General features: G+C 35.3%; 17 protein-coding genes and 1 other RNA gene. 12 read left to right on the top strand and 6 right to left on the bottom strand.

Annotated features, from left to right (window positions below; genetic code table 11):
• Positions 1–82: 82 nt before the first annotated feature.
• On the bottom strand, positions 83–12,259 hold the full coding sequence (locus WN975_RS10420) for a gliding motility-associated C-terminal domain-containing protein (protein ID WP_337966479.1): 12,177 nt from the start codon (positions 12,257–12,259) through the stop codon (positions 83–85).
• 50 nt (positions 12,260–12,309) lie between these two features.
• Positions 12,310–12,861 (bottom strand): hypothetical protein, encoded by a 552-nt coding sequence (locus WN975_RS10415; protein WP_337966478.1) that lies wholly within the window; start codon positions 12,859–12,861, stop codon positions 12,310–12,312.
• Between the two features lie 497 nt (positions 12,862–13,358).
• Between WN975_RS10415 and WN975_RS10410 the strand changes: the two genes are divergently transcribed.
• The 7 genes from WN975_RS10410 to WN975_RS10380 all read left to right on the top strand — a co-directional run bounded on the left by WN975_RS10410 (position 13,359) and on the right by WN975_RS10380 (position 19,449).
• The gene (locus tag WN975_RS10410) at positions 13,359–13,844 is read left to right on the top strand and encodes a histidine phosphatase family protein (RefSeq protein WP_099708611.1); all 486 of its coding nucleotides are present in this window, start codon (positions 13,359–13,361) and stop codon (positions 13,842–13,844) included.
• Between the two features lie 6 nt (positions 13,845–13,850).
• Positions 13,851–15,932, top strand: coding sequence for a polyphosphate kinase 1 (ppk1, locus tag WN975_RS10405; RefSeq protein ID WP_337966477.1), 2,082 nt, complete (start codon positions 13,851–13,853; stop codon positions 15,930–15,932).
• A 30-nt stretch (positions 15,933–15,962) separates the two neighbouring features.
• Positions 15,963–16,853 (top strand): exopolyphosphatase, encoded by an 891-nt coding sequence (locus WN975_RS10400; protein ID WP_337966476.1) that lies wholly within the window; start codon positions 15,963–15,965, stop codon positions 16,851–16,853.
• Positions 16,854–16,981: 128 nt separating this feature from the next.
• Positions 16,982–17,557 (top strand): TMEM175 family protein, encoded by a 576-nt coding sequence (locus WN975_RS10395; protein ID WP_337966475.1) that lies wholly within the window; start codon positions 16,982–16,984, stop codon positions 17,555–17,557.
• Positions 17,558–17,661: 104 nt separating this feature from the next.
• Positions 17,662–18,216 carry a hypothetical protein gene (locus WN975_RS10390; protein ID WP_337966474.1) on the top strand — a complete coding sequence of 185 codons (555 nt, stop codon included), beginning with the start codon at positions 17,662–17,664 and terminating at the stop codon, positions 18,214–18,216.
• Between the two features lie 35 nt (positions 18,217–18,251).
• The gene (locus tag WN975_RS10385) at positions 18,252–18,812 is read left to right on the top strand and encodes a Crp/Fnr family transcriptional regulator (RefSeq protein ID WP_337966473.1); all 561 of its coding nucleotides are present in this window, start codon (positions 18,252–18,254) and stop codon (positions 18,810–18,812) included.
• A gap of 58 nt (positions 18,813–18,870) precedes the next feature.
• Entirely contained in the window at positions 18,871–19,449 is a 579-nt protein-coding gene (locus WN975_RS10380; protein WP_337966472.1) for an NAD(P)H-dependent oxidoreductase, read from the top strand.
• A gap of 105 nt (positions 19,450–19,554) precedes the next feature.
• On the opposite strand, the gene WN975_RS10375 is transcribed toward WN975_RS10380, so the two are convergent.
• Both WN975_RS10375 and dnaX read right to left on the bottom strand, forming a co-directional pair.
• On the bottom strand, positions 19,555–19,956 hold the full coding sequence (locus tag WN975_RS10375) for a hypothetical protein (protein WP_233209647.1): 402 nt from the start codon (positions 19,954–19,956) through the stop codon (positions 19,555–19,557).
• A gap of 251 nt (positions 19,957–20,207) precedes the next feature.
• Positions 20,208–21,293, bottom strand: coding sequence for a DNA polymerase III subunit gamma/tau (dnaX, locus tag WN975_RS10370; protein ID WP_089350285.1), 1,086 nt, complete (start codon positions 21,291–21,293; stop codon positions 20,208–20,210).
• A gap of 446 nt (positions 21,294–21,739) precedes the next feature.
• Between dnaX and WN975_RS10365 the strand changes: the two genes are divergently transcribed.
• On the top strand, positions 21,740–22,138 hold the full coding sequence (locus WN975_RS10365; RefSeq protein WP_337966471.1) for an NIPSNAP family protein: 399 nt from the start codon (positions 21,740–21,742) through the stop codon (positions 22,136–22,138).
• Positions 22,139–22,225: 87 nt separating this feature from the next.
• Here the strand turns inward: WN975_RS10365 and WN975_RS10360 are convergent, their stop codons facing one another.
• On the bottom strand, positions 22,226–22,507 hold the full coding sequence (locus WN975_RS10360) for a hypothetical protein (protein WP_337966470.1): 282 nt from the start codon (positions 22,505–22,507) through the stop codon (positions 22,226–22,228).
• A 209-nt stretch (positions 22,508–22,716) separates the two neighbouring features.
• On the opposite strand from WN975_RS10360, the gene WN975_RS10355 reads away from it, so the two are divergent.
• The 3 genes from WN975_RS10355 (at position 22,717) to WN975_RS10345 (ending at position 24,236) form a co-directional block, all read left to right on the top strand.
• The gene (locus tag WN975_RS10355; protein WP_337966469.1) at positions 22,717–23,202 is read left to right on the top strand and encodes a cupin domain-containing protein; all 486 of its coding nucleotides are present in this window, start codon (positions 22,717–22,719) and stop codon (positions 23,200–23,202) included.
• 174 nt (positions 23,203–23,376) lie between these two features.
• Entirely contained in the window at positions 23,377–23,856 is a 480-nt protein-coding gene (locus tag WN975_RS10350) for a BON domain-containing protein (RefSeq protein ID WP_337966468.1), read from the top strand.
• Positions 23,857–23,864: 8 nt separating this feature from the next.
• Complete coding sequence (locus WN975_RS10345) at positions 23,865–24,236, top strand: LysM peptidoglycan-binding domain-containing protein (protein WP_337966467.1); 372 nt, start codon at positions 23,865–23,867, stop codon at positions 24,234–24,236.
• Between the two features lie 342 nt (positions 24,237–24,578).
• On the opposite strand, the gene WN975_RS10340 is transcribed toward WN975_RS10345, so the two are convergent.
• Positions 24,579–24,872, bottom strand: coding sequence for a hypothetical protein (locus tag WN975_RS10340; RefSeq protein WP_099708599.1), 294 nt, complete (start codon positions 24,870–24,872; stop codon positions 24,579–24,581).
• Positions 24,873–24,996: 124 nt separating this feature from the next.
• On the opposite strand from WN975_RS10340, the gene rnpB reads away from it, so the two are divergent.
• An RNA gene (gene rnpB / locus WN975_RS10335) (RNase P RNA component class A) lies at positions 24,997–25,314 on the top strand.
• Positions 25,315–25,320: the final 6 nt, after the last annotated feature.

Below are 25,320 nucleotides of genomic sequence, written 5' to 3'. Positions count from 1 at the left end.
GGAATAAGGATTTATTTTTATTAATTATCGGATAATGCTCTATAATAGAATGTCTGTTATAGAGCATTTCTTCTGCTATGTTCTATTTAGACAGATATAAGTATCCATCTAGTTTATGATTTTGAACTACATTATTTCCGTCAAGAGATTTGTAGGTAACAACATAGAAATATGTTCCTGTTGGTAATCCATCTGATTGTTTTACAGTGGTTCTACCTCTTGAGGTTCCGTCAAAAGCGTTGGTTGTATTATTGTAATTAGTAGTTTCAAATACTAATATTCCCCAACGGTTATAGATTTCTACAGTGTTTTCTGGATAACATGTTGTTTCATCGATATTATCAATTACGAAAACATCATTTTTACCATCTCCATTAGGAGAGAAGGCATTGTGTATTACTATATTTTCGCACGCTAATACTACACAATCAGCATTTACTTCCATGTTAAGAAGTACACTTCTTGGACAATTTGCGTCGGTTATTTGATATTCAAATTTATAATTGCCAATTGCTAGTCCAAATGCGTTAAGTACATTTCCTTGTAATGAATTGCTTCCATCTATATCAACCCAGATTCCTGTTTGTGGTGTGTTTTCTGGTAGTAAGGCAAGTAAATTAATAGGAGTTCTATCGTCATTACAAGCTTTGCTGGCAATATTTGTTACACCATTTGGAGAAACTGTGATCGTAATTGTTGCGGTATCACAATTTTCAGCGCTTAGTTTATCACAAATTCTATAAGAATAAGTATAAGTACCAGGAGGCGTTAAACTTGAAACTGTTACATTTCCGGAAGCATCAATCGTGATATTTGGATCTGTTTTAGATTGATTGCCGGTTTCGCTCAATAAGGTAAAGTTTACCAACTCTAATGTCGCTGGGATATTTCCTTTTAAGTCATTGGCCAAAACGTTTCCAACTAATCCAAAAGTATTACAACCCACAGTATAAGTATCGTCTACAGCATCAACCGGAGTTGGCGGTGCAGGATCAAGAACTGTTACGGTTACAATTGCTGTATCACAATTTCCGTTATCGGCTTTTTCACAAATTTGATACGTTAAAGTATATGTTCCTCCAAGAGTTCCCACTTTTACATCTACAGAACCATCAGGGTTTAGTGTTAATGCTCCCGTAGGATCTGGTGTTACTAATGTAAGTGTAACATCTGCAGGATTTACCGGATCACCGTTTAAGGTATCATTAGTATATACATTCACTACATTTGTTCCTCCAATTGCTGCTGGCAACGGACCTGCACTATCATCATTCGCAAGAATCGCAAATGTTGGTCTTGCAGTACAGAAAGGATCTGCTGGCGGATAATCTACTGTAATTGTTTGACTTGGATTTACAGATATTGTCACGTTAGCTTTTGGACGAAGACCTTCAAATCCGTCAGGAGCTTGTATCCATTTATTATTTTGGAATACCCATCCTGGCCAGTCAATACCATTTCCGGCTTGATCAACCACAGCACCCGGCCATAATACACGTCCGCTTAGTGGTAAGTCAGTCATTGTAGTTACAACATTGTTAGCAGCATCTGCCCAAGCAATTGTTACACCATTTACCGGAGTAAAGTTTCCTGGAGTGACTACATAATCAAGATACGGAACGTCGTTTACACAAATTGCTGTCGCTGTAACTGTCATCGTTGGCGCTTCAATAGTTATTGTAACTGTCGCAGTATCGCAGTTTGAAGTTTGATCAGCTTCACAAATTTGATATACCATTGTCAAAGTTCCTGCTGGAGCATTTGGCAAAATATCTATAGAACCGTCAGGATTCAATTGTAAAAACTCATTTGGTGTTACTGTACTTATAATAACATCTGAAGGAGTTACAACTACACCTTCGATAGTATCATTTGGCAATACATTCAGAACATTTGTCTGAGTATGATTCACGCCTGGGAATGGTCCTGCGTTATCATCATTGGCTACAATATCGCGGTATTCTTTACAGTTTACACCAAAGTCAGCATCTAAGTGAACTAAGTCTTCGGCAGTTACTGTAACAATATATCCGGCAGTGCTTGTAGTTTGACAAACGGTGTGCATTGCTATTTTGGCTGGTTTAGAAGTTTTGTTTTTGTTTGTTCCACCAGATGGAATAACTTTTACTAAACCTGTAGCTCCTAAAGCAGCTGCAACAGCGTCTAAGTTTGCATCTCTAACCAATTTTATATTATAATCTCCGTAAGGATTTGGAGAATCTGGTCTGTTTCTCCAGAATCCTGCAATACCTACAATTACTTCTGCATGATATCCGTTAGGACCATCGATAATAACGTTTGGTGTTGTTGCATTTCCAAAACCTCCGGCATTTAATTCACCTACATTTTGAGGACCTGCATAACTTCCATCTCCATTAAGATCGATCCATTCCCATAGACTATAGTCTATCGCACCATTGGCATCTGGAACATTTTTAGTTACAACACCATCATTATTCGCATCGTACCATTCGTCTTGAACGCCATTTCCGTTAGTATCATACCAAACATAATCTCCTAATACCGGAAGGTTTGATTTTCCATATTCAAAATTATGTTCCTGGAATTTACAATCTTCAAGAGTAGTAAAGAACAAGCTTGAATTTACAGGATATAATTGGTATGCACTATTTAAATTCGCATCCTGAACCTGAACTAAATAACTTCCGGCAGGCATTCCTGTAAAGGTATAACGACCATCTGCACCAGTGATACGCAATAGGATAGGACCTGTTGTAGTACCTTGTGGAATCAATGTAACCGGTACATTTGCAATTGGAGTATTAGTGTCTACATTAATGATTTGTCCAGATATTTTAATTTTGTAATTAGGCTCAGTTATCACAACTGTAGTCGTAGCTGTACAAGTTTGGTTATCCGCATTTACGGCAGATGTAGCAGTTACAGTATAAGTTCCCGGTGCTAAATTTGTACTACCAACAACTTCGTTATTTGCGTTTCTAATAATTACTATTGAACCAGCACTATTAGTAACTGCTATTGAGCCGTCATGTGCGCCAAGACAAGAAACATTTGTAGCGACAGCGCTTACAGAAACTTTATTGTCAACTGTGAAAGTTCGAACAAGTTCTGTTTTATTACCCGCACAATCTGTCAAAGTATATGTTCTTGTTAAGATATAAGCATTTCCATCACATCCGCTAGCTTCATTATGAGAGTCACTAACAGTAATGTTTACGGTAGGACTGCAATTATCAGCAGCGTCAGTTATATCTCCAGGACTTCCTGCAGGAATATCTGCAATACTTTGTAAGTTCGCAACATTCGAAGGAGCAGTTCCTGTAGGAGGAGTTGTGTCTCTTACTGTTATAATTTGAGTGTAAGAAGCAATGTTTCCGCCACAATCGCTAGTCGTCCATTTACGAGTCAAAGTATAATTTGTTGGACATTCGTTTTGAATATCACTTTTAACTTCGCTGAAAACGATTGGCAAATTACCATTACAATTATCAGAAGCTTCAACGTTTGCCGCAGCAGGTACAGCATCACAGGAAACTGTAATATCACCAGGAAGTTCTCCCGCAAATATTGGCGCTGTAGTATCTTGAATAGTAATTACTTGCGTGAAAGTATCAGAAGTATTTCCACAATCATCTTTTACAGTCCAAGTATTGGTGTAAGTTCCCGCATTTGAACAAGTTTCAGAAGCTACAAACTGACCAGATACTTTTACGATATTCGTAACATCAGTATCACAAGCATCAGTTGCAACAGGGAATAAAGCTTGCGCAGAAGATAAAGCTTCAGCATTACTACATTCTATAGTTTTATTTAGTGAAGCAGTTTCTGTTGTCCAAGTTGGTGCTGTAGTATCTTGAATCGTAATTACTTGCGTGAAAGTATCCGAAGTATTTCCACAATCATCTTTTACAGTCCATGTATTGGTGTAAGTTCCTGAGTTTGCACAACCTTCGTTAGCCACAAACTGACCGGAAACTTTTACGATATTCGAAACATCAGTATCACAAGCGTCTGTCGCAGTTGGGAATAAAGCTTGCGCCGATGTCAAAGCTTCAGCATTACTACATTCGATAGTTTTGTTTAGTGAAGCAACTTCAGTAGACCAAGTTGGCGCTGTAGTATCTTGAATCGTAATAACTTGCGTGAAAGTATCCGAAGTATTTCCACAATCATCTTTTACGGTCCAAGTATTAGTGTAAGTTCCTGAGTTTGCACAACCTTCGTTAGCCACAAATTGACCAGATACTTTTACAATATTTGAAACATCAGTATCACAAGCGTCAGTCGCAGTTGGGAATAAAGCTTGCGCCGATGTCAAAGCTTCAGCATTACTACATTCGATAGTTTTATTTAGTGAAGCAACTTCAGTAGACCAAGTTGGCGCTGTAGTATCTTGAATAGTAATTACTTGCGTGAAAGTATCCGAAGTATTTCCACAATCATCTTTTACAGTCCAAGTATTGGTGTAAGTTCCCGCATTTGAACAAGTTTCAGAAGCTACAAACTGACCAGATACTTTTACAATATTCGTAACATCAGTATCACAAGTATCTGTCGCAGTTGGGAATAAAGCTTGCGCAGCTGATAAAGCTTCGGCATTACTACATTCGATAGTTTTATTTAGCGAAGCAACTTCAGTAGACCAAGTTGGTGCCGTAATGTCTTGTACAATAATTGTTTGACTTACAGGAAGAGAAACATTTCCACAAGCATCTTTAGCTGTCCAAGTTCTTGTTTTTGTGTAAGAACCGGCACAATTGCCAGGAGTTACAGTATCTTCATAAGTTAATGAAGCAATTGTACCATTGTCGTCTGTTGCAGTTGCCTGAGCAAAAACAGGTTCGGCAGGACAGTTAATAGTTGAGGTTTCCGGTAGCGGATCAATTATTGGTTTAACCGAATCTCCATCAAGAATTTCAAATGAAACTGTATGTGTACAACCTTTAGAATCAGTAATTACTACACTATAATTTCCTGCTAAAAGATTTGTGGCTGTAGCCGAAGTTTGCACCGGATTTGTATTCCAGGAATAAGTGTAAGGACCAGTTCCTCCAGAAGCTACAACAGTTGCAGAACCACTTTCAGCTCCACCACAACTTGCGTTTACTTGAGATTTTGTAGCTGTAAGTGCAAGTTCAGGTTCAGTAATTGTTATTTGTTCAGTATCAGTACAACCTTTTTCGTCAGTTACCGTTACGATGTAAGTTCCTGCGATTAAGTTATTGGCTGTAGCCGAAGTTTGAATTGGATTTGTATTCCAAGAATAAGAATAACTTCCGGTTCCTCCAGTTGCAGAAGCTGTTGCAGAACCAGTTGCGTCACCTTTACAGTTTACATTAGTATCAGTTTTGATTGCTGCTGTTAATGCAAGTTCAGGTTCAGTAATTGTTATTTGTTCCGTATCTGTACAACCTTTTTCGTCAGTTACCGTTACAATGTAAGTTCCTGCAATCAAGTTTGTAGCTGTAGCCGAAGTTTGAATTGGATTCGTATTCCAGGAATAAGAATAAGTTCCGGTTCCTCCAGTTGCAGAAGCTGTTGCAGATCCAGTTGCGTTACCTTTACAATTTACATTAATATCAGTTTTGATTGCTGCTGTAAGTGAAAGTTCAGGTTCAGTAATTGTTATTTGTTCTGTGTCGGTACAACCTTTTTCGTCAGTTACAGTTACGATGTAAGTTCCTGCGATTAAATTATTGGCTGTAGCCGAAGTTTGAATAGGATTTGTATTCCAAGAGTAAGAATAAGTTCCGGTTCCTCCGGTTGCAGAAGCTGTTGCAGAACCAGTTGCGTCACCTTTACAATTTATATTAGTATCAGTTTTGATTGCTGCTGTTAATGCAAGCTCAGGTTCACTAATTGTTATTTGCTCTGTATCTGTACACCCTTTTTCATCAGTCACAGTTACAATATAAGTTCCTGCGATTAAGTTAGAAGCTGTAGCCGAAGTTTGAATCGGATTTGTATTCCAAGAATAAGAATAAGTTCCAGTTCCTCCGGTTGCAGATGCTGTTGCAGATCCAGTTGCGTCACCTTTACAATTTACATTAGTATCAGTTTTGATTGCTGCTGTAAGTGCAAGTTCAGGTTCAGTAATTGTTATTTGTTCTGTGTCGGTACAACCTTTTTCGTCAGTTACCGTTACAATGTAAGTTCCTGCGATTAAGTTAGAAGCTGTAGCCGAAGTTTGAATTGGATTCGTATTCCAAGAATAAGAATAAGTTCCGGTTCCTCCAGTTGCAGAAGCTGTTGCAGATCCAGTTGCATCGCCTTTACAGTTTACATTACTATCAGTTTTTATCGCTGCTGTAAGTGCAAGTTCAGGTTCAGTAATTGTTATTTGTTCCGTATCAGTACAACCTTTTTCGTCAGTCACAGTTACAATATAAGTTCCTGCGATTAAATTATTGGCTGTAGCCGAAGTTTGAATTGGATTTGTATTCCAGGAATAAGAATAAGTTCCAGTTCCTCCGGTTGCAGAAGCTGTTGCAGAACCAGTTGCGTCACCTTTACAATTTACATTAGTATCAGTTTTTATAGCTGCTGTTAATGCAAGCTCAGGTTCAGTAATTGTTATTTGTTCTGTGTCAGTACATCCTTTTTCATCAGTCACAGTTACGATATAAGTTCCTGCGATCAAGTTAGTCGCTGTAGCCGAAGTTTGAATTGGATTCGTATTCCAAGAGTAAGAATAAGCTCCAGTTCCTCCGGTTGCAGATGCTGTTGCTGAACCAGTTGCGTCACCTTTACAATTTACATTAGTATCAGTTTTGATTGCCGCAGTTAATGCAAGTTCAGGTTCAGTAATTGTTATTTGCTCTGTGTCTGTACATCCTTTTTCGTCAGTCACAGTTACAATATAAGTTCCTGCGATTAAGTTAGAAGCTGTAGCAGAAGTTTGAACAGGATTTGTATTCCAAGAATAAGAATAACTTCCAGTTCCTCCAGTTGCAGAAGCGGTTGCAGAACCAGTTGCGTCACCTTTACAATTTACATTAGTATCAGTTTTGATCGCTGCTGTAAGTGCAAGTTCAGGTTCCGTAATTGTTATTTGCTCTGTGTCAGTACAACCTTTTTCGTCAGTCACAGTTACAATGTAAGTTCCTGCGATTAAGTTATTGGCTGTAGCCGAAGTTTGAATTGGATTTGTATTCCAAGAATAAGAATAAGTTCCGGTTCCTCCAGTTGCAGATGCTGTTGCAGAACCAGTTGCGTCACCTTTACAATTTACATTAGTATCAGTTTTTATAGCTGCTGTAAGAGAAAGTTCAGGTTCAGTAATTGTTATTTGTTCTGTATCGGTACAACCTTTTTCGTCAGTTACTGTTACTATATAAGTTCCTGCGATTAAGTTTGTAGCTGTAGCCGAAGTTTGAATTGGATTCGTATTCCAAGAATAAGAATAACTTCCAGTTCCTCCAGTTGCAGACGCTGTTGCAGAACCAGTTGCGTCACCTTTACAATTTACATTAGTATCAGTTTTGATTGCCGCAGTTAATGCAAGTTCAGGTTCAGTAATTGTTATTTGCTCTGTATCAGTACAACCTTTTTCGTCAGTTACAGTTACGATATAAGTTCCTGCGATTAAGTTATTGGCTGTAGCCGAAGTTTGAATTGGATTTGTATTCCAAGAATAAGAATAAGTTCCGTTTCCTCCAGTTGCAGATGCTGTTGCAGAACCAGTTGCATCACCTTTACAGTTTACATCAGTTTTATTATTTATTGCTGCTGTTAAGGCCGCTTGTGGTTGTCCGATTGTAACATCGCAAGTTGTTTTGTATCCTAACTTGTCAGTAATAGTTACAGTATGTAAACCGGCAGTTAAAGCTGTTGCTTGAATTGTTGTTTCGTTGTTATCCCATAGATAAGTATAATCTCCGTTTCCTCCAATAGCTGTAACAGTTGCAATACCATTATTATCTCCATAACATTTTGCAGGAGCATCTTGAACGATACTACAAGACAAAACATTTGGTTGCGAAATAGTAATAGTACAAGTTGTTGTACAACCTTTAGAATCTGTTACCGTTACAGAATGTAATCCGGCATTTAAAGCAATTGCTTTTTGTGTAGTTTCATTATTATCCCATAAGTAGGTATAATTACCGTTTCCGCCAAGAGGAGAAACCGTTGCTTCACCATCGCTCAATCCATTTGAAGTTACTGCTTTGTTTTGTGTAATTGAACAAGACAAAGGAGCAGAAGGTTGTCCAATAGTTACCGAATTTGATTGGCTAGAACAAGAATCTGTTACAGTCAAAGTATAAGTTCCAGTTGGAAGTCCATTAACAGAAGCTGTAGTTCCAACTACTGCATTTGAGCTGTTTACCCAAGAATAAGACACAGTTCCTACAGCGTTTGTTACTGTTCCCGCAGTTACACTTCCAGTACTGTCACCATAACAAGAAGCATCAGTTTTAGAAGAAGCTGCTAAAGCTAAAGGTAAAGCTGGTTGTCCAATAGTTACTGAATTTGATTGGCTGGAACAAGAATCTGTTACTGTTAATGTATAAGTTCCGGTTGGAAGCCCTGTTACAGAAGCTGTAGTTCCAACTATAGTATTTGAGCTATTTACCCAAGAATAAGTTACAGTTCCTACGAAATTTGTTACCGCTCCTGCAGTTACTGATCCAGAACTTGCACCGTAGCAAGAAGCATCTGTCTTAGATGAAGCCGCTAAAGCTAAAGGTAAAGTTGGTTGTCCAATAGTAACTGAATTTGATTGACTAGAACAAGAATCTGTTACAGTCAATGTATAAGTTCCGGTTGGAAGCCCTGTTACAGAAACTGTAGTTCCAACTATAGTATTTGAGCTATTTACCCAAGAATAAGTTACAGTTCCTACGAAATTTGTTACCGCTCCTGCAGTTACACTTCCAGAACTTGCACCGTAGCAAGAAGCATCTGTTTTAGAAGAAGCCGCTAATGCTAAAGGTAAACTTGGTTGTCCAATAGTAACTGAATTAGATTGGCTAGAACAAGAATCTGTTACAGTCAAAGTATAAGTTCCAGTTGGAAGACCTGTTACAGAAGCTGTAGTTCCAACTACTGTATTTGAGCTATTTTTCCAGGAATAAGTTACAGTTCCTACGAAATTTGTTACAGCTCCAGCAGTTACACTTCCGGAACTTGCGCCGTTGCAAGAAGCATCTGTTTTAGAAGAAGCCGCTAATGCTAAAGGTAAGCTTGGTTGCCCAATAGTAACTGAATTTGATTGACTAGAACAAGAATCTGTTACAGTCAAAGTATAAGTTCCGGTTGGAAGTCCGCTTACAGAAGCTGTAGTTCCAACTACTATATTAGAGCTATTTTTCCAAGAATAAGTTACAGTTCCTACGAAATTTGTTACCGCTCCCGCAGTTACACTTCCGGAACTTGCGCCATAACAAGAAGCATCAGTTTTAGAAGAAGCCGCTAAAGCTAAAGGTAAACTTGGTTGTCCAATAGTAACTGAATTTGATTGACTAGAACAAGAATCCGTTACAGTCAAAGTATAAGTTCCAGTTGGAAGCCCTGTTACAGAAGCTGTAGTTCCAACAACCACATTTGAGCTGTTTTTCCAAGAGTATGTTACAGTTCCAACGAAATTTGTTACTGCGCCTGCAGTTACACTTCCGGAACTTGCGCCGTAGCAAGAAGCATCTGTTTTGGAAGAAGCCGCTAAAGCTAAAGGTAAACTTGGTTGTCCAATAGTTACTGAATTAGATTGGCTAGAACAAGAATCCGTTACAGTCAAAGTATAAGTTCCGGTTGGAAGTCCAGTTACAGAAGCTGTAGTTCCTACTACTATATTAGAGCTATTTTTCCAAGAATAAGTTACAGTTCCTACGAAGTTTGTTACCGCTCCAGCAGTTACACTTCCAGAACTTGCACCGTAGCAAGAAGCATCTGTTTTAGAAGAAGCCGCTAAAGCTAAAGGTAAACTTGGTTGCCCAATAGTTACCGAATTAGATTGGCTAGAACAAGAATCTGTTACCGTCAAAGTATAAGTTCCAGTTGGAAGTCCAGTTATAGAAGCTGTAGTTCCAACTACTATATTTGAGCTATTTTTCCAGGAATAAGTTACAGTTCCTACGAAATTTGTTACTGCTCCCGCAGTTACACTTCCGGAACTTGCGCCGTAGCAAGAAGCATCTGTTTTAGAAGAAGCTGCTAATGCTAAAGGTAAACTTGGTTGTCCAATAGTTACCGAATTAGATTGGCTAGAACAAGAATCTGTTACAGTCAAAGTATAAGTTCCGGTTGGAAGTCCGGTTACAGAAGCTGTAGTTCCAACTACTATATTAGAGCTATTTTTCCAAGAATAAGTTACAGTTCCTATAGAATTTGTTACTGCTCCCGCAGTTACACTTCCAGTACTTGCGCCGTAACAAGAAGCATCTGTTTTAGAAGAAGCCGCTAATGTAAGAGGGAAAGCAGGTTGACCAATAGTTACTGTATTAGATTTATTCGAACAGGAATCAGTTACTGTCAAAGTATATATTCCGGCAGGAAGTCCAGTTACAGAAGCTGTAGTTCCAACAACCACATTAGAGCTATTTTTCCAGGAATAAGTTACAGTTCCTACGAAATTTGTTACCGCTCCAGCGGTTACACTTCCGGTACTTGCACCATTACAAGAAGCGTCTGTTTTAGAAGAAGCTGCTAATGCTAGAGGTGAAGCCGGTTGTCCAACAGTAACCGAATTAGATTGACTAGAACAAGAATCTGTTACCGTCAAAGTATAAGTTCCGGTTGGAAGTCCGGATACAGAAGCTGTAGTTCCTACAACCGCATTCGAACTGTTTTTCCAGGAATAAGTTACAGTTCCAACGGAATTTGTTACCGCTCCCGCAGTTACAGTTCCAGAACTTGCACCGTTACAAGTAGCATCTGTTTTAGAAGATGCGGCAAGAGCTAAAGCAGCTGCAGGTTGCGTTATATTAATCGTTAATATAGCCGTTGCGCAGTTATTATTGTCAGTTGCGATCACTTTGTAAGTTCCAACAGTTAGACCAGATATGTCTTTTGTAGTTGCGAAATTCACATCGTTTTTAGTCCATTTATAAGTATATGGACCTTGGCCGCCAGTTGGAGTATTAAGCGTAATAGCTCCGTTATTACCTCCAAAACAAGTTACATTTGTTTGCGATGCCACCGTTACAATTGGGCAAGGAACATTTGTAGTTGGAGATGTTATATCTTGAAATGTTGTGACACAAAGCGCATTTTGGAAATCTAATCTCGATGTACTAACCATCTGATTACCGCATGTGTTTGGTTTTGGAGTTAATCGATATTTTAACGTAATAGTTTCAACATTCAAAAAGTCAATATTCCAGGCAATTTGTTGTCCGGTAACAGTTGTAGTTCCCTTAGTAGAAGTTATAGTTCCAATTATAAAATTAGGATCAACCGTTTCTTTTTCAAAAGGAGTTCCCACTATTTGTTTTGCAACCCAGGATAATTGAGTGAAAATTTGAGAATAAATTCCAGTTAAATCAGCAGCATTTTCAGTAAAGAAAGAACCTCCTGACTGGATTTGATTTAGAGTATATTGTGCATCAGTTTGTTCAGTTCCGTTAATAGCGCCAAATAATCCAACAGTAAAAATTTGATTATTATACGTAACTCCTCCCACAACAACAGTTTTTCCTGCATTAGCAGCGGCAATAGCATCTTGAATACAAGTACCTTGTTGACCGCCAGAGCAGCCAGTGCCATGAGAAGCAGATGCATTAGCAACACCATCAGTTAATAAAACCATACTTCTTGCAGTCGAACAATTGTAAGTTGCAGTCGCCAGAACCTGATTGGCTTTAAGAATACCATCTTCGATATTGGTACCACCATTTGCAACAAGTCCGTTAATGATGGTTTTTAATCCCGCTTTACCGGCAGAACCAGTAAGTCCTTGTCTTATTAAACCATTATTACTAAAAGTTACGATTGCCACTTTATTATTCCCCGTTGGGTTATTCGCAGCAAGAAACATTTTGTCAATAAAATCATTGGCAGCATCCTGAGCATAGGATAATGGCTTCGGATTGTTTCCGTCGCCCATACTTCCGGATACGTCAATAACTAAAACAACTTCTAAAGGTCTGGCAACAGGGTTTGAACCTGTAATTTTTAATTCCACATCTAATGCTCCACAGACTCCAGGTGCTACAGTAACAGTTTTTACTGGTGTAATTGTTTGTGCAAAACCTATCGTAGAAGAAATTAAAAAAAGTAACAAATAGAATGTTTTGTTAGCTTGTTTCATAAAATGGATAAAGTGTAATGTTTTTTTCATTTTATAAGAATTTAAATTGAAAAACAACTAAATAGCTCGAAACGAATTATTTAATTTTCAGAAGGATTGTTTACGATTGTATGAACAATAGTGCTCGCTGTGTAATTACTACAATTTGTAGATGTCGCATTTATTTGGGTACAATTCCATTTGTTGTAAGCAGTTCCCTGAGGCACCGTTAAATGAATTGAGAATTTTGCTGTTTGATGAGATGAAACAGAGATAGAAGTAATCGGAACAGAACTATTGTCCAGAAAACTGCCAATTAAGTTAACATTTTGAGAAGTACTCGTTTGGTCACTATTCGCGCAATTGCCATTTATATTCAAAGCACTCAAGTTATAAACATCCGTCGAATTTCCCTCATTGGTAATAACCAGCGTAAAATAAGCGCCATCAGTACCAGCGCTGCTGTAGTTTCGGTCTTTTTCGACACCCAAAGTTGCATTGCACGAACCAGATTGGGCAAACGAAAGAGTTGTTAGTAAACAAAACAGTATAGAAAAAATGTTTTTTTGGAAGATATTTTTTTTGAACGAAAAAATAAACTTACAATTGGTTACAAATTTTACTGCCTTTTCAAGAGTAGATTTAGTTCTCATAACTTAAGATTTAGTTTTGTTGTATTTGCGAAAAATTAACAGAATCAAAGTTATATAGTCTGTTTAATATTGATTTTTTTTGTCTGTAACTAACCTAAAAACTCGTTGAAATGTTCTTTTTTTGTTAAATTATACCTCCAAAAAGTAAATTTTGTGTCATTTTTTTGAAAAAAAAATAGTCGCTTTTTTTCTATTTTTCATGAAAAAGTGATTTTTTATAATGTTTTAAAATACTAATAATCAATTATTTAGTTAATTTTTTAGCAATATGCATAATATCGACGAAGTGTTTGTTTTAACAGATGAAGTACACTTTTTGTTAAAATTTGTAAGTGGAAATTTTGGATTGTTAAAATTTTGAAGATTTCGTATTCTTGTTAAAATTTGTATATAATGTTAACAGATATAAAAAAAGGAGGAGTATTAGAATTTCTTTTGTAAATTAGAACTTGAATAAAGATTTACCTCTTTAATGGAGATCTCTAAACCTTCGGCTTATGAAAAATTTAATTTTAATACGGCATGCAAAATCCAGCTGGGAAGCTCCTTTAAAAGATTTTGACAGACCTTTAATGAAAAAAGGTATTTTAGATGCACATGATGTATCAGCAAATATTTCAAAATTTCTGCCAAAGACCTATATTATATGGAGTAGTACTGCCGCTCGTGCCACGGAAACAGCTCTTATTTTTGCTCAAAATATTTCATACCCTATTGAAAGTATCGTTTATAAAGACGACCTTTATACCTTTGATGAGAGACAACTCGAGAAAGTTATCAAATCATGTGATAATAGTTTCGATAGCGTTATTCTTTTTGGACATAACGAGGCTATTACAAATTTTGTTAATAAATTTGGGGATGTTTTTATCGAAAATGTTCCTACGTCCGGTTTCGTATCGCTAAGATTTGATTCAGAAAGTTGGGACACTATTAATAAAGGCAAAACCCATAAAACAATTTTCCCCAAAGATTTAAAATAAATACCAGTGTACGAACAGAAATATATCGATAGAGAAAAAAGTTGGTTAGCGTTTAATGCAAGAGTTCTTCAGGAAGCTGCAGATAATACAGTTCCACTTTTAGACAGGTTGCGTTTTGTTGGAATTTTTTCCAATAATTTAGATGAATTTTTTAGAGTTCGTTATGCTGCAATTCGACGGTTAAGTCTCTCCGGAATTTCTGGCGAAAAATATTTAGGCGGAGTTTCTGCCCATCAATTAATTAAAGATATTACCGAAATTGTAATTCAGCAACAATCAGAAAGTTTACGTATTTTAGGAAATATTGAAACAGAACTTGAAGCCGAAAATATCTTTGTTATTAACGAAGATCAGATTACAACATATCAGGAAAACTTCCTAAAAGACTTTTTTGTTCAAAAATTAAGTCCTGAATTAGTAACTATTATCCTGAATGATTTAGCAGAATTTCCTGTTCTTAAAGATACATTAGGTTATTTGGCCGTTCGTTTAGAAATGAATTTGAATGATGAAATTCGATACGCCGTTATCGAAATTCCTAAAACAATAAACAGGTTTGTTGTCCTGCCATCAAACGATGAAAAACAATATGTTATCCTTATAGACGATGTAATACGTTATAATCTGGGGAATATTTTCAATATTTTCGATTATAAAAGCGTTTCTGCACACATGATCAAAATCACACGAGATGCGCAGTTAGACATTGATAGTGATTTGAGTAAAAGTATGTTGGAGAAAATTGCAACATCCGTAAAAGACAGAAGAATCGGAGAACCCGTTCGTTTTATTTACGACAATTTAATAGAAGAAGATACACTACATTTTTTTCTTGATAAGATGAAAATTGTAGAAACAGATAGTATAATTCCCGGCGGAAGATATCATAATCGTCGCGATTATATGAGTTTTCCAAATTTAGGAAGATACGATTTACTTTATAAACCAAATGAACCACTACCAATTCCGGGGTTAAGTTTGGGCGGAAGTATTTTAGAGAAAATCAATAAAAAAGATTATTTATTACACGCTCCATATCAGTCCTTTTCGTATTTGACAAAGTTCTTGCGTGAAGCCGCTTTAGATCCAAAAGTTACAAGTATAAAAATCACCTTATATCGTTTGGCAAAGAATTCACAAATCATTAGTTCTTTGATTAATGCAGCTAAAAATGGAAAAAAAGTAACCGTACAAATCGAACTTCAGGCGCGTTTTGATGAAGCTACAAATATCTCGTATGCAGAGCAAATGCAAACCGAAGGAATCGATCTTATCTTTGGAATAAAAGGCTTAAAAGTACACAGTAAAATATGTGTAATAGAAAGAGTTGAAGAAGGAAAAACTCGTCGTTACGGATTTATTTCGACAGGAAACTTTAACGAATCAACAGCAAAGATTTATACAGATGTTACGCTTTTTACCTGTCATCAGGGAATTTTGAAAGACATTTCTAAAATATTCGAATTTTTCGATATCAACTATAGAGTACACAGATACAAGCATTTAATAGTATCGCCACATTATACAAGAACAAAATTTGTTAAATTAATAGATCGTGAAATTCTGCACGCATTAGCAGGTAGAAAAACGCATATTAAGTTAAAAATGAATAGTTTATCAGATTTTAAAATGATCGATAAATTATACGAAGCCAGTAACGCCGGAGTAAAAATCCAGCTTCAGGTAAGAGGAATTTGTTCTTTAATACCTGGAATCCCGGGAATGAGCGAAAACATTGAAGCCATAAGTATCGTCGATAACTATCTGGAACATTCAAGAGTTTATATTTTTGGAAATGCCGGTTTAACCGAAGTTTACATTTCTTCAGCCGATTTTATGACTAGAAATCTAGACGGAAGAGTTGAGGTAACGTGCCCAATCTATGACCTTGAAATTAAAAAAGAACTAATAGATAATTTCAATATAGCATGGAAAGGGAATGTAAAAGTGAGATATCATTCCTATAAATTAGATAATAAGTATAAGCCACGTAATCATCATGCCCCATTTAGAGCGCAGCTTGAAACCTACAAGTATTATCAGAATAAAATTGATGTAATCGCAGAGGTAGTGCAGCGAACAAATTAAAATAATAAAATTTCAAATCATAAAGTGAGCATGATTAATATAAGGAAATATGCAGCAATAGATATTGGTTCAAATGCCATGAGGTTACTAATATCGAATGTTGTAGAGCAAGATGGCAAAGAACCACAATTTAATAAAAGTTCGCTTGTTCGTGTGCCAATTCGTTTGGGACAAGATGCCTTTACCGTAGGAGAAATTTCAGAAGAAAATATAGAACGAATGGTTGATGCAATGAAAGCATTCAATCTTTTGATGAAAGTACATAAAGTTGAGCGTTATATGGCATTTGCAACATCAGCAATGCGTGAAGCTTATAATGCCAAAGAAGTTGTCGCTTTAATTAAGAAAAAAGCCGACATTAAAATTGAAATTATTGATGGTAAAAAAGAAGCGGCAATTATCGCTTCAACAGATTTACATCATTTACTAAAAAATGACGAAACCTATCTATTTGTAGATGTTGGCGGCGGAAGTACAGAATTTACATTGTTTTCTGATGGAAAAATGATTAATTCAAGATCTTTCAAAGCCGGAACAGTTCGTTTATTAAATAATATGGTTCACGATTCAGTTTGGGATGAAATCGAAAAATGGATTAAAACCAATACAGCTGATTATGAAGAAGTAACCTTGATTGGTTCCGGCGGAAACATTAATAAATTGTTTAAAATGTCCGGAAAACAACAAGAAAAACCGCTTTCATACATTTATATCAATTCACAATATGCATTCCTGAATTCGTTAACTTACGAACAAAGAATTGCCGAATTAGGTTTAAATTCAGATCGTGCCGACGTAATTATTCACGCAACCAGAATTTATCTGAATGCGATGAAATGGAGTGGAGCACGTCAAATTTTCGTCCCTAAAATTGGTCTTTCTGACGGAATCGTAAAAGCAATGTATTACGGTAAAATTTAAATACTTTTTTGCCATAAATTTCACGAATTTACACGAATTATATTTTATAATAGAAATAAAAAATTAGTGTAAATTCGTGAAATTTGTGGCAAACTTTTTTAATATTGATTATTATAATTTTAAAATAAATGAATAAAACTAGACTTGAAGCCTTTAGTGATGGTGTTTTGGCTATTATAATCACCATAATGATTTTAGAAATAAAAGTGCCTCATGGAGTTGAGTTTGCAGATCTAAAACCACTAATTCCTAAGTTTCTAAGTTATGTTTTAAGTTTTATTTACGTTGGAATTTACTGGAACAATCATCATTATTTAATTCATGGTCTTTCTAAAATCAATGGAAAAATTCTTTGGGCAAATCTACATTTACTTTTTTGGCTTTCCTTAATTCCTGTTGCAACTGGCTGGATGGGAGAACATAATTTTGAAAAAGCACCTTTAGCACTTTACGGAATTATTTTATTGGGATGTGCAGTCGCTTATATTATTCTTCAGAAAATGGTTTTAGAAACAGAAGGGAAAGATTCACTTTTAAGAAAAGCTATTGGCGAAGATTTAAAAGGTAAAATCTCTACAGGTCTTAATATTATTGGAATCGTTTCTTCATTTTATAATGAATGGATTTCTGGTGCTTGTTATGTTATCGTAGCTTTAATATGGCTTGTGCCTGACAAAAGAATCGAAAGAGTTTTTAATAAATAACTTCCGAATATACTTCATAAACATTTACTTATACTTAAAGTAAAAAAAGATAAAATTTAAAAATATAATTGTAAGTTCGTTTCTATAAATCTATTTTGATAAAGATGAAAAAAAGAATACTTACTATATTTTTAACTTTTAATGTTTTGGGATTGTTTAATGCTTGTGGCAATTGTCCTGCAGAAAGATATTATGATTACCATGCTATATTCGCTAAAGTAAGTTATCCTAAAGTTTTGGCAAATGAACAATTAATCTTCGGATATGAGATAGATTGGGCTAATCTTGAATATGTGGTCGAGAAAGGAGTGAATTTCAATTTTTCGAATGCAATATATGCTATGACCGTATGTGAAAAAGGAGATGATGGCGAAAAATATTCGTTAATTAGAATTTCGATTAAAAGTGATGCAGCTTTTAATGACAATTTTCCGGCTGGAGCTGAGTTAAATAGTATCGTTACAGCAAAAAGTTTCGATAGTAATAACAAACGAGTTGAAGATTATATTCCTAATTTAAATCTGGCGAGACTAAGTACTTATCAAATGAAAATAGCTTTAAAACCTGAAAATTTCAAAAAGCATAAGTTTACAATAGAAATTGAAAAATCAAATCACGAAATTTTAAAAGCCACAACCGAAGAAGTAACATTTGAATAAAAAGGTTTCTTAGTAATTAAAATCATAATGTTAAAATGAAAACCGTTTTTCAGTCTATTCAGGTTTTGCCTCAGAAAGAATTAGAGCAATTAGAAGATTTAATTACTTTTCGTACGCTTAAAAAAGGAGAACTTCTGTTGAAAGAAAATCAGGTTTGTAACGAAATCTATTTTATCAAAAAAGGGATTTTAAGATCCTATTTTTTCAATCATCAAGGAGACGAAATCACGAATTGTTTTGCCTTCGAAAATGAATTTATGGCTTCCTTCTCTAGTTTTATAACTCAAAATGTTGCCGAAGAAAATATTCAGGCTTTAGCCGAAACAGAACTACAGGTTTTAAGTCGGGAAAGTTTAGAAAAGCTTTATAACTTGGGAATTCATTGGCAGGAAATTGGGCGTAAATTGACTGAAATGGAATATGTAACGCTTCAGAAACGAATGATTTCTTTTCAGAAATTATCCGGAACACAACGTTACGAAGAACTTTATCAGAATCATCAAAAATATCTTCAGTTGATTCCGCTTCAATATTTAGCATCATATTTAGGCGTTACACCAAGACATTTAAGCCGAATTAGAAAAGCAGTTTTATAGGACATTTGTCCAGTAATAATTTTCAGTGCAATACTATTTTTGCTAAAAAAGGAATCATATGAAAAAAATACTGATCATTAATGGTCATCCAAATCCGTCAAGTTTTAATTTTGGAATAGCCGAATCTTACTTAAAAGGTGCAATTGCTTCAGGATCAGAAGTAGACACAATAACAATTGCCGATTTAAAATTTAATCCCAATTTACAGTTTGGCTATCAAAAACGAACAGAACTTGAACCTGATTTAGTAGAATCCTGGCAAAAGATTAAAAAAGCAGATCATTTAGTTTGGATTCACCCAATTTGGTGGGGCGGACTTCCTGCAATAACTAAAGGATTTATCGATCGATTATTTTTACCCGGAATGGCGTTTGAACACAGGGAAAATTCTGTTTGGTGGGATAAATTACTTAAAGGAAAAACAGCTCATATTATCACAACATTAGATCAGCCAAGTTGGTATTATAAATTGATTTATGGAAATCCAAGTGTCAATCAATTAAAGAAAACTACATTAGAATTCTGCGGAGTAAAACCCGTAAAAGTAAGCTACATTGGAATCATAAAAACTTCTGATGATTTTCAAAAAGAAAAATGGTTACAGAAAGTCTATGATTTCGGACTGAAAAATAAGTAAAGAGGAATTTTAAAAAAAAATACCACGAATTCATGAATTTTTATTCTCAAAGATTGACAAAAATAATTCGTGAAATTCGTGGCAAAAATATTTGTGGAAAAAAAATTAAGAAGTTAAATCCAATCCAAATGTAGAACGCAAAAGATCAAGATTTGGATTGATTTCCATTAAACGATTGTATCGATCCTGATCATTCAAACTTCTTTTAATTTCGATAGTTTCATTTACATTCACTTCAATCGTAATATCATGATTGTGCAAATGTCCTTTTAAATGCCCTAAAAGACCATGAATTTGTGACTCAAAATCTAATTTAGAACCTTCGTTTGGTAATTCAAAAGTAATAACAGTTCCGTTCAAAGTTGGATCGTTAATTAATAATAACGATTCCATGATTTTGTGACCTTTGTCTCCTAAACGTTGTGCGTATTTATTCCATTGTACCAACATTTCAGTCTCCGTAAATTCTTCTGTAGGCATTACAGAAGTTGGTTTTACGTAAGTCATACTGGCTGCTTCCAATTCTTTTTTCTTGCGAATACTAGATAATGAAAAAGCCGAAATTTTTGGTTCGTTGCTAGTTTCCGTTTTTGGAGCAACAGGAGTTTCTTGTTTTGGCGGAGATTGAGTTTCTGTTGGACTTACTGCATTTTCAGCTTTTGAAGTTGGATTTACAGTTTCAGCACTTTCGACTTTCGACTTTGGACTTTGGACTTCAACTATAGAGTAGCTTCCATTTTTATAATAAGTAGGCGGAATTATGAATTGCTCAACTTTTTTTTTTCTCCATCAAAATTGATAGAGGCCAATTGCATCAAACATAATTCGACCAAAAGGCGTTGGTTTTGACTTAATTTATACTTTAAATCACAGTCATTTGCAATGTCAATTCCTTTTAGTAAAAAATCCTGAGAACATTTCTGAGCCTGAACACCATACATTTGTTGTGCTTGTTCTCCAACTTCAAGTAAAGCGATTGTAGCAGGAGTTTTACTCACTAATAAATCTCTAAAATGCGAAGCTAAACCGGCAATAAAATGATGTCCGTCAAAACCTTTAGCAAGAATATCATTGTAAGCCAATAAAAGATCCGGAATTTTATTCTCTAAAAGTAAATCTGTAATACTGATGTAAGTTTCGTAATCTAAAACGTTTAAGTTTTCGGTTACAGCCTGACGCGTTAGATTAGTTCCGCAATACGAAACAACACGGTCAAAAATAGATAAAGCATCACGCATTGCACCATCAGCTTTTTGAGCAATAATGTGCAAAGCATCGTCTTCAAAATTGATTCCCTGACTTGTTGCAACTTCTGCCAAATGTTCTTTAGCATCTTTTACAGTAATTCTTTTGAAATCAAATATCTGACAACGAGATAAAATCGTTGGAATAATCTTGTGTTTCTCTGTTGTCGCTAAAATAAAAATAGCATGTTTTGGCGGTTCTTCTAATGTTTTAAGGAAAGCATTAAAAGCTGCCGAAGACAACATATGAACCTCGTCAATGATATAAACTTTGTATTGTCCGGTTTGTGGCGGGATTCGAACCTGATCAATCAGATTACGAATATCATCAACCGAGTTGTTTGAAGCAGCATCTAACTCAAAAACGTTAAAAGCAAAATCTTCATTAGGATCATCATATCCAGGCTGATTTATTTTACGAGCCAGAATACGCGCGCAAGTTGTTTTTCCAACTCCACGAGGTCCAGTGAATAAAAGGGCAGAAGCAAGGTGATTGCTGTCAATAGCATTCAACAAAGTGTTGGTAATGGCTTTCTGACCTACAACATCCTTAAAGGTCTGTGGGCGATATTTACGAGCCGATACTACAAATTGTTCCATATTCTGTTTTATTCGATAGCAAATATAGGCTGAAAATTACCAAATCACAAATCTGAAATTGATAAATATTAAAGGGAATTTTGAGCGTTTTGAATGTGAGGAAGTAAGCGATTTAAATTAACATTTTTAAATTTTGGAATGGGGAAATTGAACGCTGATAAAACGGATTCGCTAAAGCGAAAACGCGGATTGATGTAGATTTTTTTCTCTAGACATGTCTTCCTGAGCTAAGTCGAAGGATCACAACTATAATCGACAATCAAAGTCCTTGCGAGGAACGAAGCAATCTCATTAAGCACGAAAACGAATTGTTCTTGTAAGATTTAATTCTAATAAATGTTATTTTAAATTTATACTTTTGATTGAATACAAAAACTTTATTATCAGTATTGTAATTTTTAAAAGACTATTTTTTCAAGACTTTAATCCTATACAAATTATCAAATATGAAACTGTTTTTATTGACTTTATTATTAATTGCAACTTCGGTTGTAAAAGCGCAAAGTGTAACACAATCGAGTCCTGTTTATCAATTGCGTATTTATGAAATTTTCGAAAAGAATAAAGATCTTTTTCATGAACGATTTCGAGATCATGCAATGCGTATTATGAAGAAGTATAATTTTAAAATCATGTCAATCTATGAATCAAAATCAGATAAGAAAACGGAGTTTGTTTATTTTTTAGAATGGCCGGATCAAAACACAATGAAAAAAGCTTGGGACGCTTTTAAAGCCGATAAAGAATGGATCGAAATTAAAAAGCAATACACCGAAAAATATGGAGATGTAATTGGAAATATTGAAGATCGGGTTTTGACAAAGGTTGATTATTCGCCTAAATAATTAAGATCATTATATTAACTTGTCTCGTCCTGAAAAAAGTTTCTATAGAAGTAAATGTAAAAACCGCTCATTGAGCGGTTTTTTTTTCTAAAGTTTGAAATTATCATCCAACCATTTTTTGACATTGGCATGACTTCTTGTAGTGCCAGGAAGTTCATCGCGTAACGCATCTTCTAATTTATTTAATGTAGATGATGATGTCCAATTCTTAGATGTCAAGTATCGATTTAGAAATGGAAGAACTTCATAACCTTCATGGCGATCAAGAAGAGTACTGTCAGGGATTCCAGTAATTTTTGCATTGTCGTTTTCGGCAGCTGCAGTCCAGGAATAAATAAGTTTCAAATCACTTTTTTTAAAATTTGCCATATTGTATATGTTTTAAATTAATAAAAATGAAAGTTATTTACATATAGTAGAATAAAATTACGGTAATCCATAATGTTAAAAATTAAATCCTTTAGTTATTACTTTAGAAGAACTGTTTTTAAAATTTGTATTTTTGAGTTGAATAAAGCTTTTAAAAGTTGATTAGGTTTATATTATAATAAGTGAGTATAATCAAAACAAATTTAAAAATGAAAACTCCAAACCCAATAACAACCGTCGACGAAACTGAAGGTCAGAAATTAAATATAGCCGGAGGAAATTACCGAATCATAATTTCGGGAAAACAAACTAACGGAGAATATGCCGTAATCGAAATGTCAGTTCCTGTTGGAGCGGGACCAAATCCGCATGCGCATCCTGATTTTGCTGAGACTTTTTTTGTTTTGGAAGGCGAAGTTTCATTCAAATCTGAATTAGGAAGTTATGTGGCGAAGAAAAACTCTTTTGTCAATATTCCGAAAGGCGGAATTGTTCATGGCTTTAAAAATTTAAGCGATAAACCTGCTAAACTTTTATGTACGGTAACTCCGGCCGGATTAGACGATTTGTTTGAAGAAATGTCAAATTATATGGAAACGGCTTCTTTAAATGATGAACTTGAGAAAAAGGAAAACATAAATGCCATTTTTAAAAAGTATGGACAAACACTTTATCCTGAGAGTTATTTAGATTAAAAATAGCACCAAAAATTATTTAAATTACAAAAGTCCTGAATATTAAAATTCAGGACTTTTTTTATGTATTAATTTTAAGAAATTAATAAGTTTTAAAATTGTAAGATTATTTTGTAATATTTAACTGATTTATTCGTTAACTTAGATGATTCATTAATTTAAAAAGATATCATTATGAAAGTTAAATCAATTTTATTAGGACTGTGCCTTGCTTTTTCATTAGTAGCTTGTGGCCCTAAAGACGCAGATATTCAGAAAGAAATTGCTGCAAAAATAAGTGCTTTGCCAGGTGTTGACGTAACTGTAAAAGATGGAGTTGCAACAATCTCGGGTATTTGTAAAGACGAAGCTCTTAAGCAAAATGCAGAGAGCATTGTTAAAGGTATAAAAGGTGTAAAATCGGTAGTGAATAATTGTGAGATTGCGGCTCCGGAACCTGTTGCAGCGCCAGCTCCTGTTGAAATAAATCCAGATGCGGTTTTAACTACTTCTGTAAATGAAGTTGTAAGAACGTATAATGGTGTAACTGCTGCGGTTAAGGATGGTGTAGTAACTCTTACAGGAACTATCAAAAAAGAGCAATTGCCAAACTTGATTAAAAGCGTACAGGAATTGAAGCCTAAAAAAGTTGAAAATAAGTTAACTATTAAATAAAAGGAGTTATGAGTTTATTGGATAAATACAAAGAGTTAACAGATTTGGCGACCAATTTAGGTATCGCTAATTTGCAAGTGAGAGAGCAGGATAATGTGCTATATATTGACGGTACAGCAAAATCGGCTGAGGATAAAGATAAAGTTTGGGATGCTTACGGAAAGATTGATCCTGAATTTAGATCGGCTGATGTGGTGTTGAATATTGCAGTTGCAGAAGGAACAACAACGGAATATACTGTTGTAAGTGGTGATTCATTATCAAAAATAGGAAAAGCACACGGGGTTTCCTGGGAAGCAATTTTTGAAGCGAATAGAGATCTTATTAAAAATCCTGACCTGATCCAAGCCGGTTGGAAAATAAAAATACCAACGGCATAATTTATTTTATGTACTGTTTTTAAAAGTCTGTCATTTTATGATGGACTTTTTTTATAGTTTATTGGTTTGAAATGGTACGCGGATGACACGGATTCGCTATCGCGAAAACACAGATTTATGCGGATTTTATGTCATTGCGAGGAACGAAGCAATCTCATTTGCTGAATCACGTTGTGCTTATATGCGTAGTTACTTCCTTTCTCGCAATGACTTTGATTGTTTAAAAATATAAATTTTTCTTATGTAACCTAAAGTCCTAGCCCTGATAGCAGCGGCATCCTTTTTCTTGTTTCTTTAACAAGGAAAAGATACAGCGAATAGCAGGAAATAGCTCCTTAAAAATCACCTGCCCTTTATACTTAGATCGAATAAAAACTTTGCAGTTTCCTGATCTGAGTCGGCGGAGAAACCCGCGACATACACGCCTTTTTTACCTGAAGTCGACTTAATTCCGTATACAACTGCCTCATCGCCTGGGTCCGAATCCCCTTCGTATCGATACACATGAACAATTTCAAATTTTTCAGGATTTTTTTTAATCAGGTCCGAGTTTAGATTAAAATCACATGTAAATCCTTTTTCATTCAATTGATCTAAAGCTTTTGAAACAGTTGCGTAATGATACATTCTAATCATAATAATTGAATTTTAAAATTATGGATTTTAAAGATAACTAATTTAAAATTAAAATGTTACGAAAACGAGTCTAAAATCTAAAATTTTAAATGATTATTCTTAGTTGATAAATCGTTACTTTTGCCGCGCAGACCGCCTTATCGTCGTCCTGATTTATTGGGAGGGAGGAAAGTCCGGACACCACAGAGAAGCATAGCGGGTAACACCCGTCGGCGTTAGAAATAGCGCAAGGACAAGTGCAACAGAAAGTATGTACAGGTAATGCTGTAGTGAAACCAGGTAAACTCTATGCGGTGAAATACCAAGTATATCAGCATTTAAGGGCTTCTCGTCCGTTGTTGAAGGGTAGGTAGCTTGAGTCCAGCAGTAATGCTGGATCTAGATAAATGATAAGGCTCTGATTTATCAGAGACAGAATCCGGCTTATAGGTCTGCATTTTTTATATAT

The organism is uncultured Flavobacterium sp., assembly GCF_951805225.1.
Classification (GTDB): Bacteria; Bacteroidota; Bacteroidia; order Flavobacteriales; family Flavobacteriaceae; genus Flavobacterium.
The sequence above is the reverse complement of the archived record's forward strand: the minus strand, read 5'-3'. Positions and strand labels throughout refer to the sequence as shown.

What these genes read in the sequence shown, in the direction of transcription:
- WN975_RS10400 (WP_337966476.1), top strand. Translation starts at nt 15,963, where the DNA reads ATGATTAATATAAGGAAATATGCAGCAATAGATATTGGTTCAAATGCC.
- WN975_RS10365 (WP_337966471.1), top strand. Translation starts at nt 21,740, where the DNA reads ATGAAACTGTTTTTATTGACTTTATTATTAATTGCAACTTCGGTTGTA.
- WN975_RS10385 (WP_337966473.1), top strand. Translation starts at nt 18,252, where the DNA reads ATGAAAACCGTTTTTCAGTCTATTCAGGTTTTGCCTCAGAAAGAATTA.
- WN975_RS10360 (WP_337966470.1), bottom strand. Translation starts at nt 22,507, where the DNA reads ATGGCAAATTTTAAAAAAAGTGATTTGAAACTTATTTATTCCTGGACT.
- WN975_RS10350 (WP_337966468.1), top strand. Translation starts at nt 23,377, where the DNA reads ATGAAAGTTAAATCAATTTTATTAGGACTGTGCCTTGCTTTTTCATTA.
- WN975_RS10340 (WP_099708599.1), bottom strand. Translation starts at nt 24,872, where the DNA reads ATGATTAGAATGTATCATTACGCAACTGTTTCAAAAGCTTTAGATCAA.
- WN975_RS10355 (WP_337966469.1), top strand. Translation starts at nt 22,717, where the DNA reads ATGAAAACTCCAAACCCAATAACAACCGTCGACGAAACTGAAGGTCAG.
- dnaX (WP_089350285.1), bottom strand. Translation starts at nt 21,293, where the DNA reads ATGGAACAATTTGTAGTATCGGCTCGTAAATATCGCCCACAGACCTTT.
- WN975_RS10345 (WP_337966467.1), top strand. Translation starts at nt 23,865, where the DNA reads ATGAGTTTATTGGATAAATACAAAGAGTTAACAGATTTGGCGACCAAT.
- WN975_RS10395 (WP_337966475.1), top strand. Translation starts at nt 16,982, where the DNA reads ATGAATAAAACTAGACTTGAAGCCTTTAGTGATGGTGTTTTGGCTATT.
- WN975_RS10390 (WP_337966474.1), top strand. Translation starts at nt 17,662, where the DNA reads ATGAAAAAAAGAATACTTACTATATTTTTAACTTTTAATGTTTTGGGA.
- WN975_RS10415 (WP_337966478.1), bottom strand. Translation starts at nt 12,861, where the DNA reads ATGAGAACTAAATCTACTCTTGAAAAGGCAGTAAAATTTGTAACCAAT.
- WN975_RS10380 (WP_337966472.1), top strand. Translation starts at nt 18,871, where the DNA reads ATGAAAAAAATACTGATCATTAATGGTCATCCAAATCCGTCAAGTTTT.
- WN975_RS10420 (WP_337966479.1), bottom strand. Translation starts at nt 12,259, where the DNA reads ATGAAAAAAACATTACACTTTATCCATTTTATGAAACAAGCTAACAAA.
- WN975_RS10410 (WP_099708611.1), top strand. Translation starts at nt 13,359, where the DNA reads ATGAAAAATTTAATTTTAATACGGCATGCAAAATCCAGCTGGGAAGCT.
- WN975_RS10375 (WP_233209647.1), bottom strand. Translation starts at nt 19,956, where the DNA reads ATGACTTACGTAAAACCAACTTCTGTAATGCCTACAGAAGAATTTACG.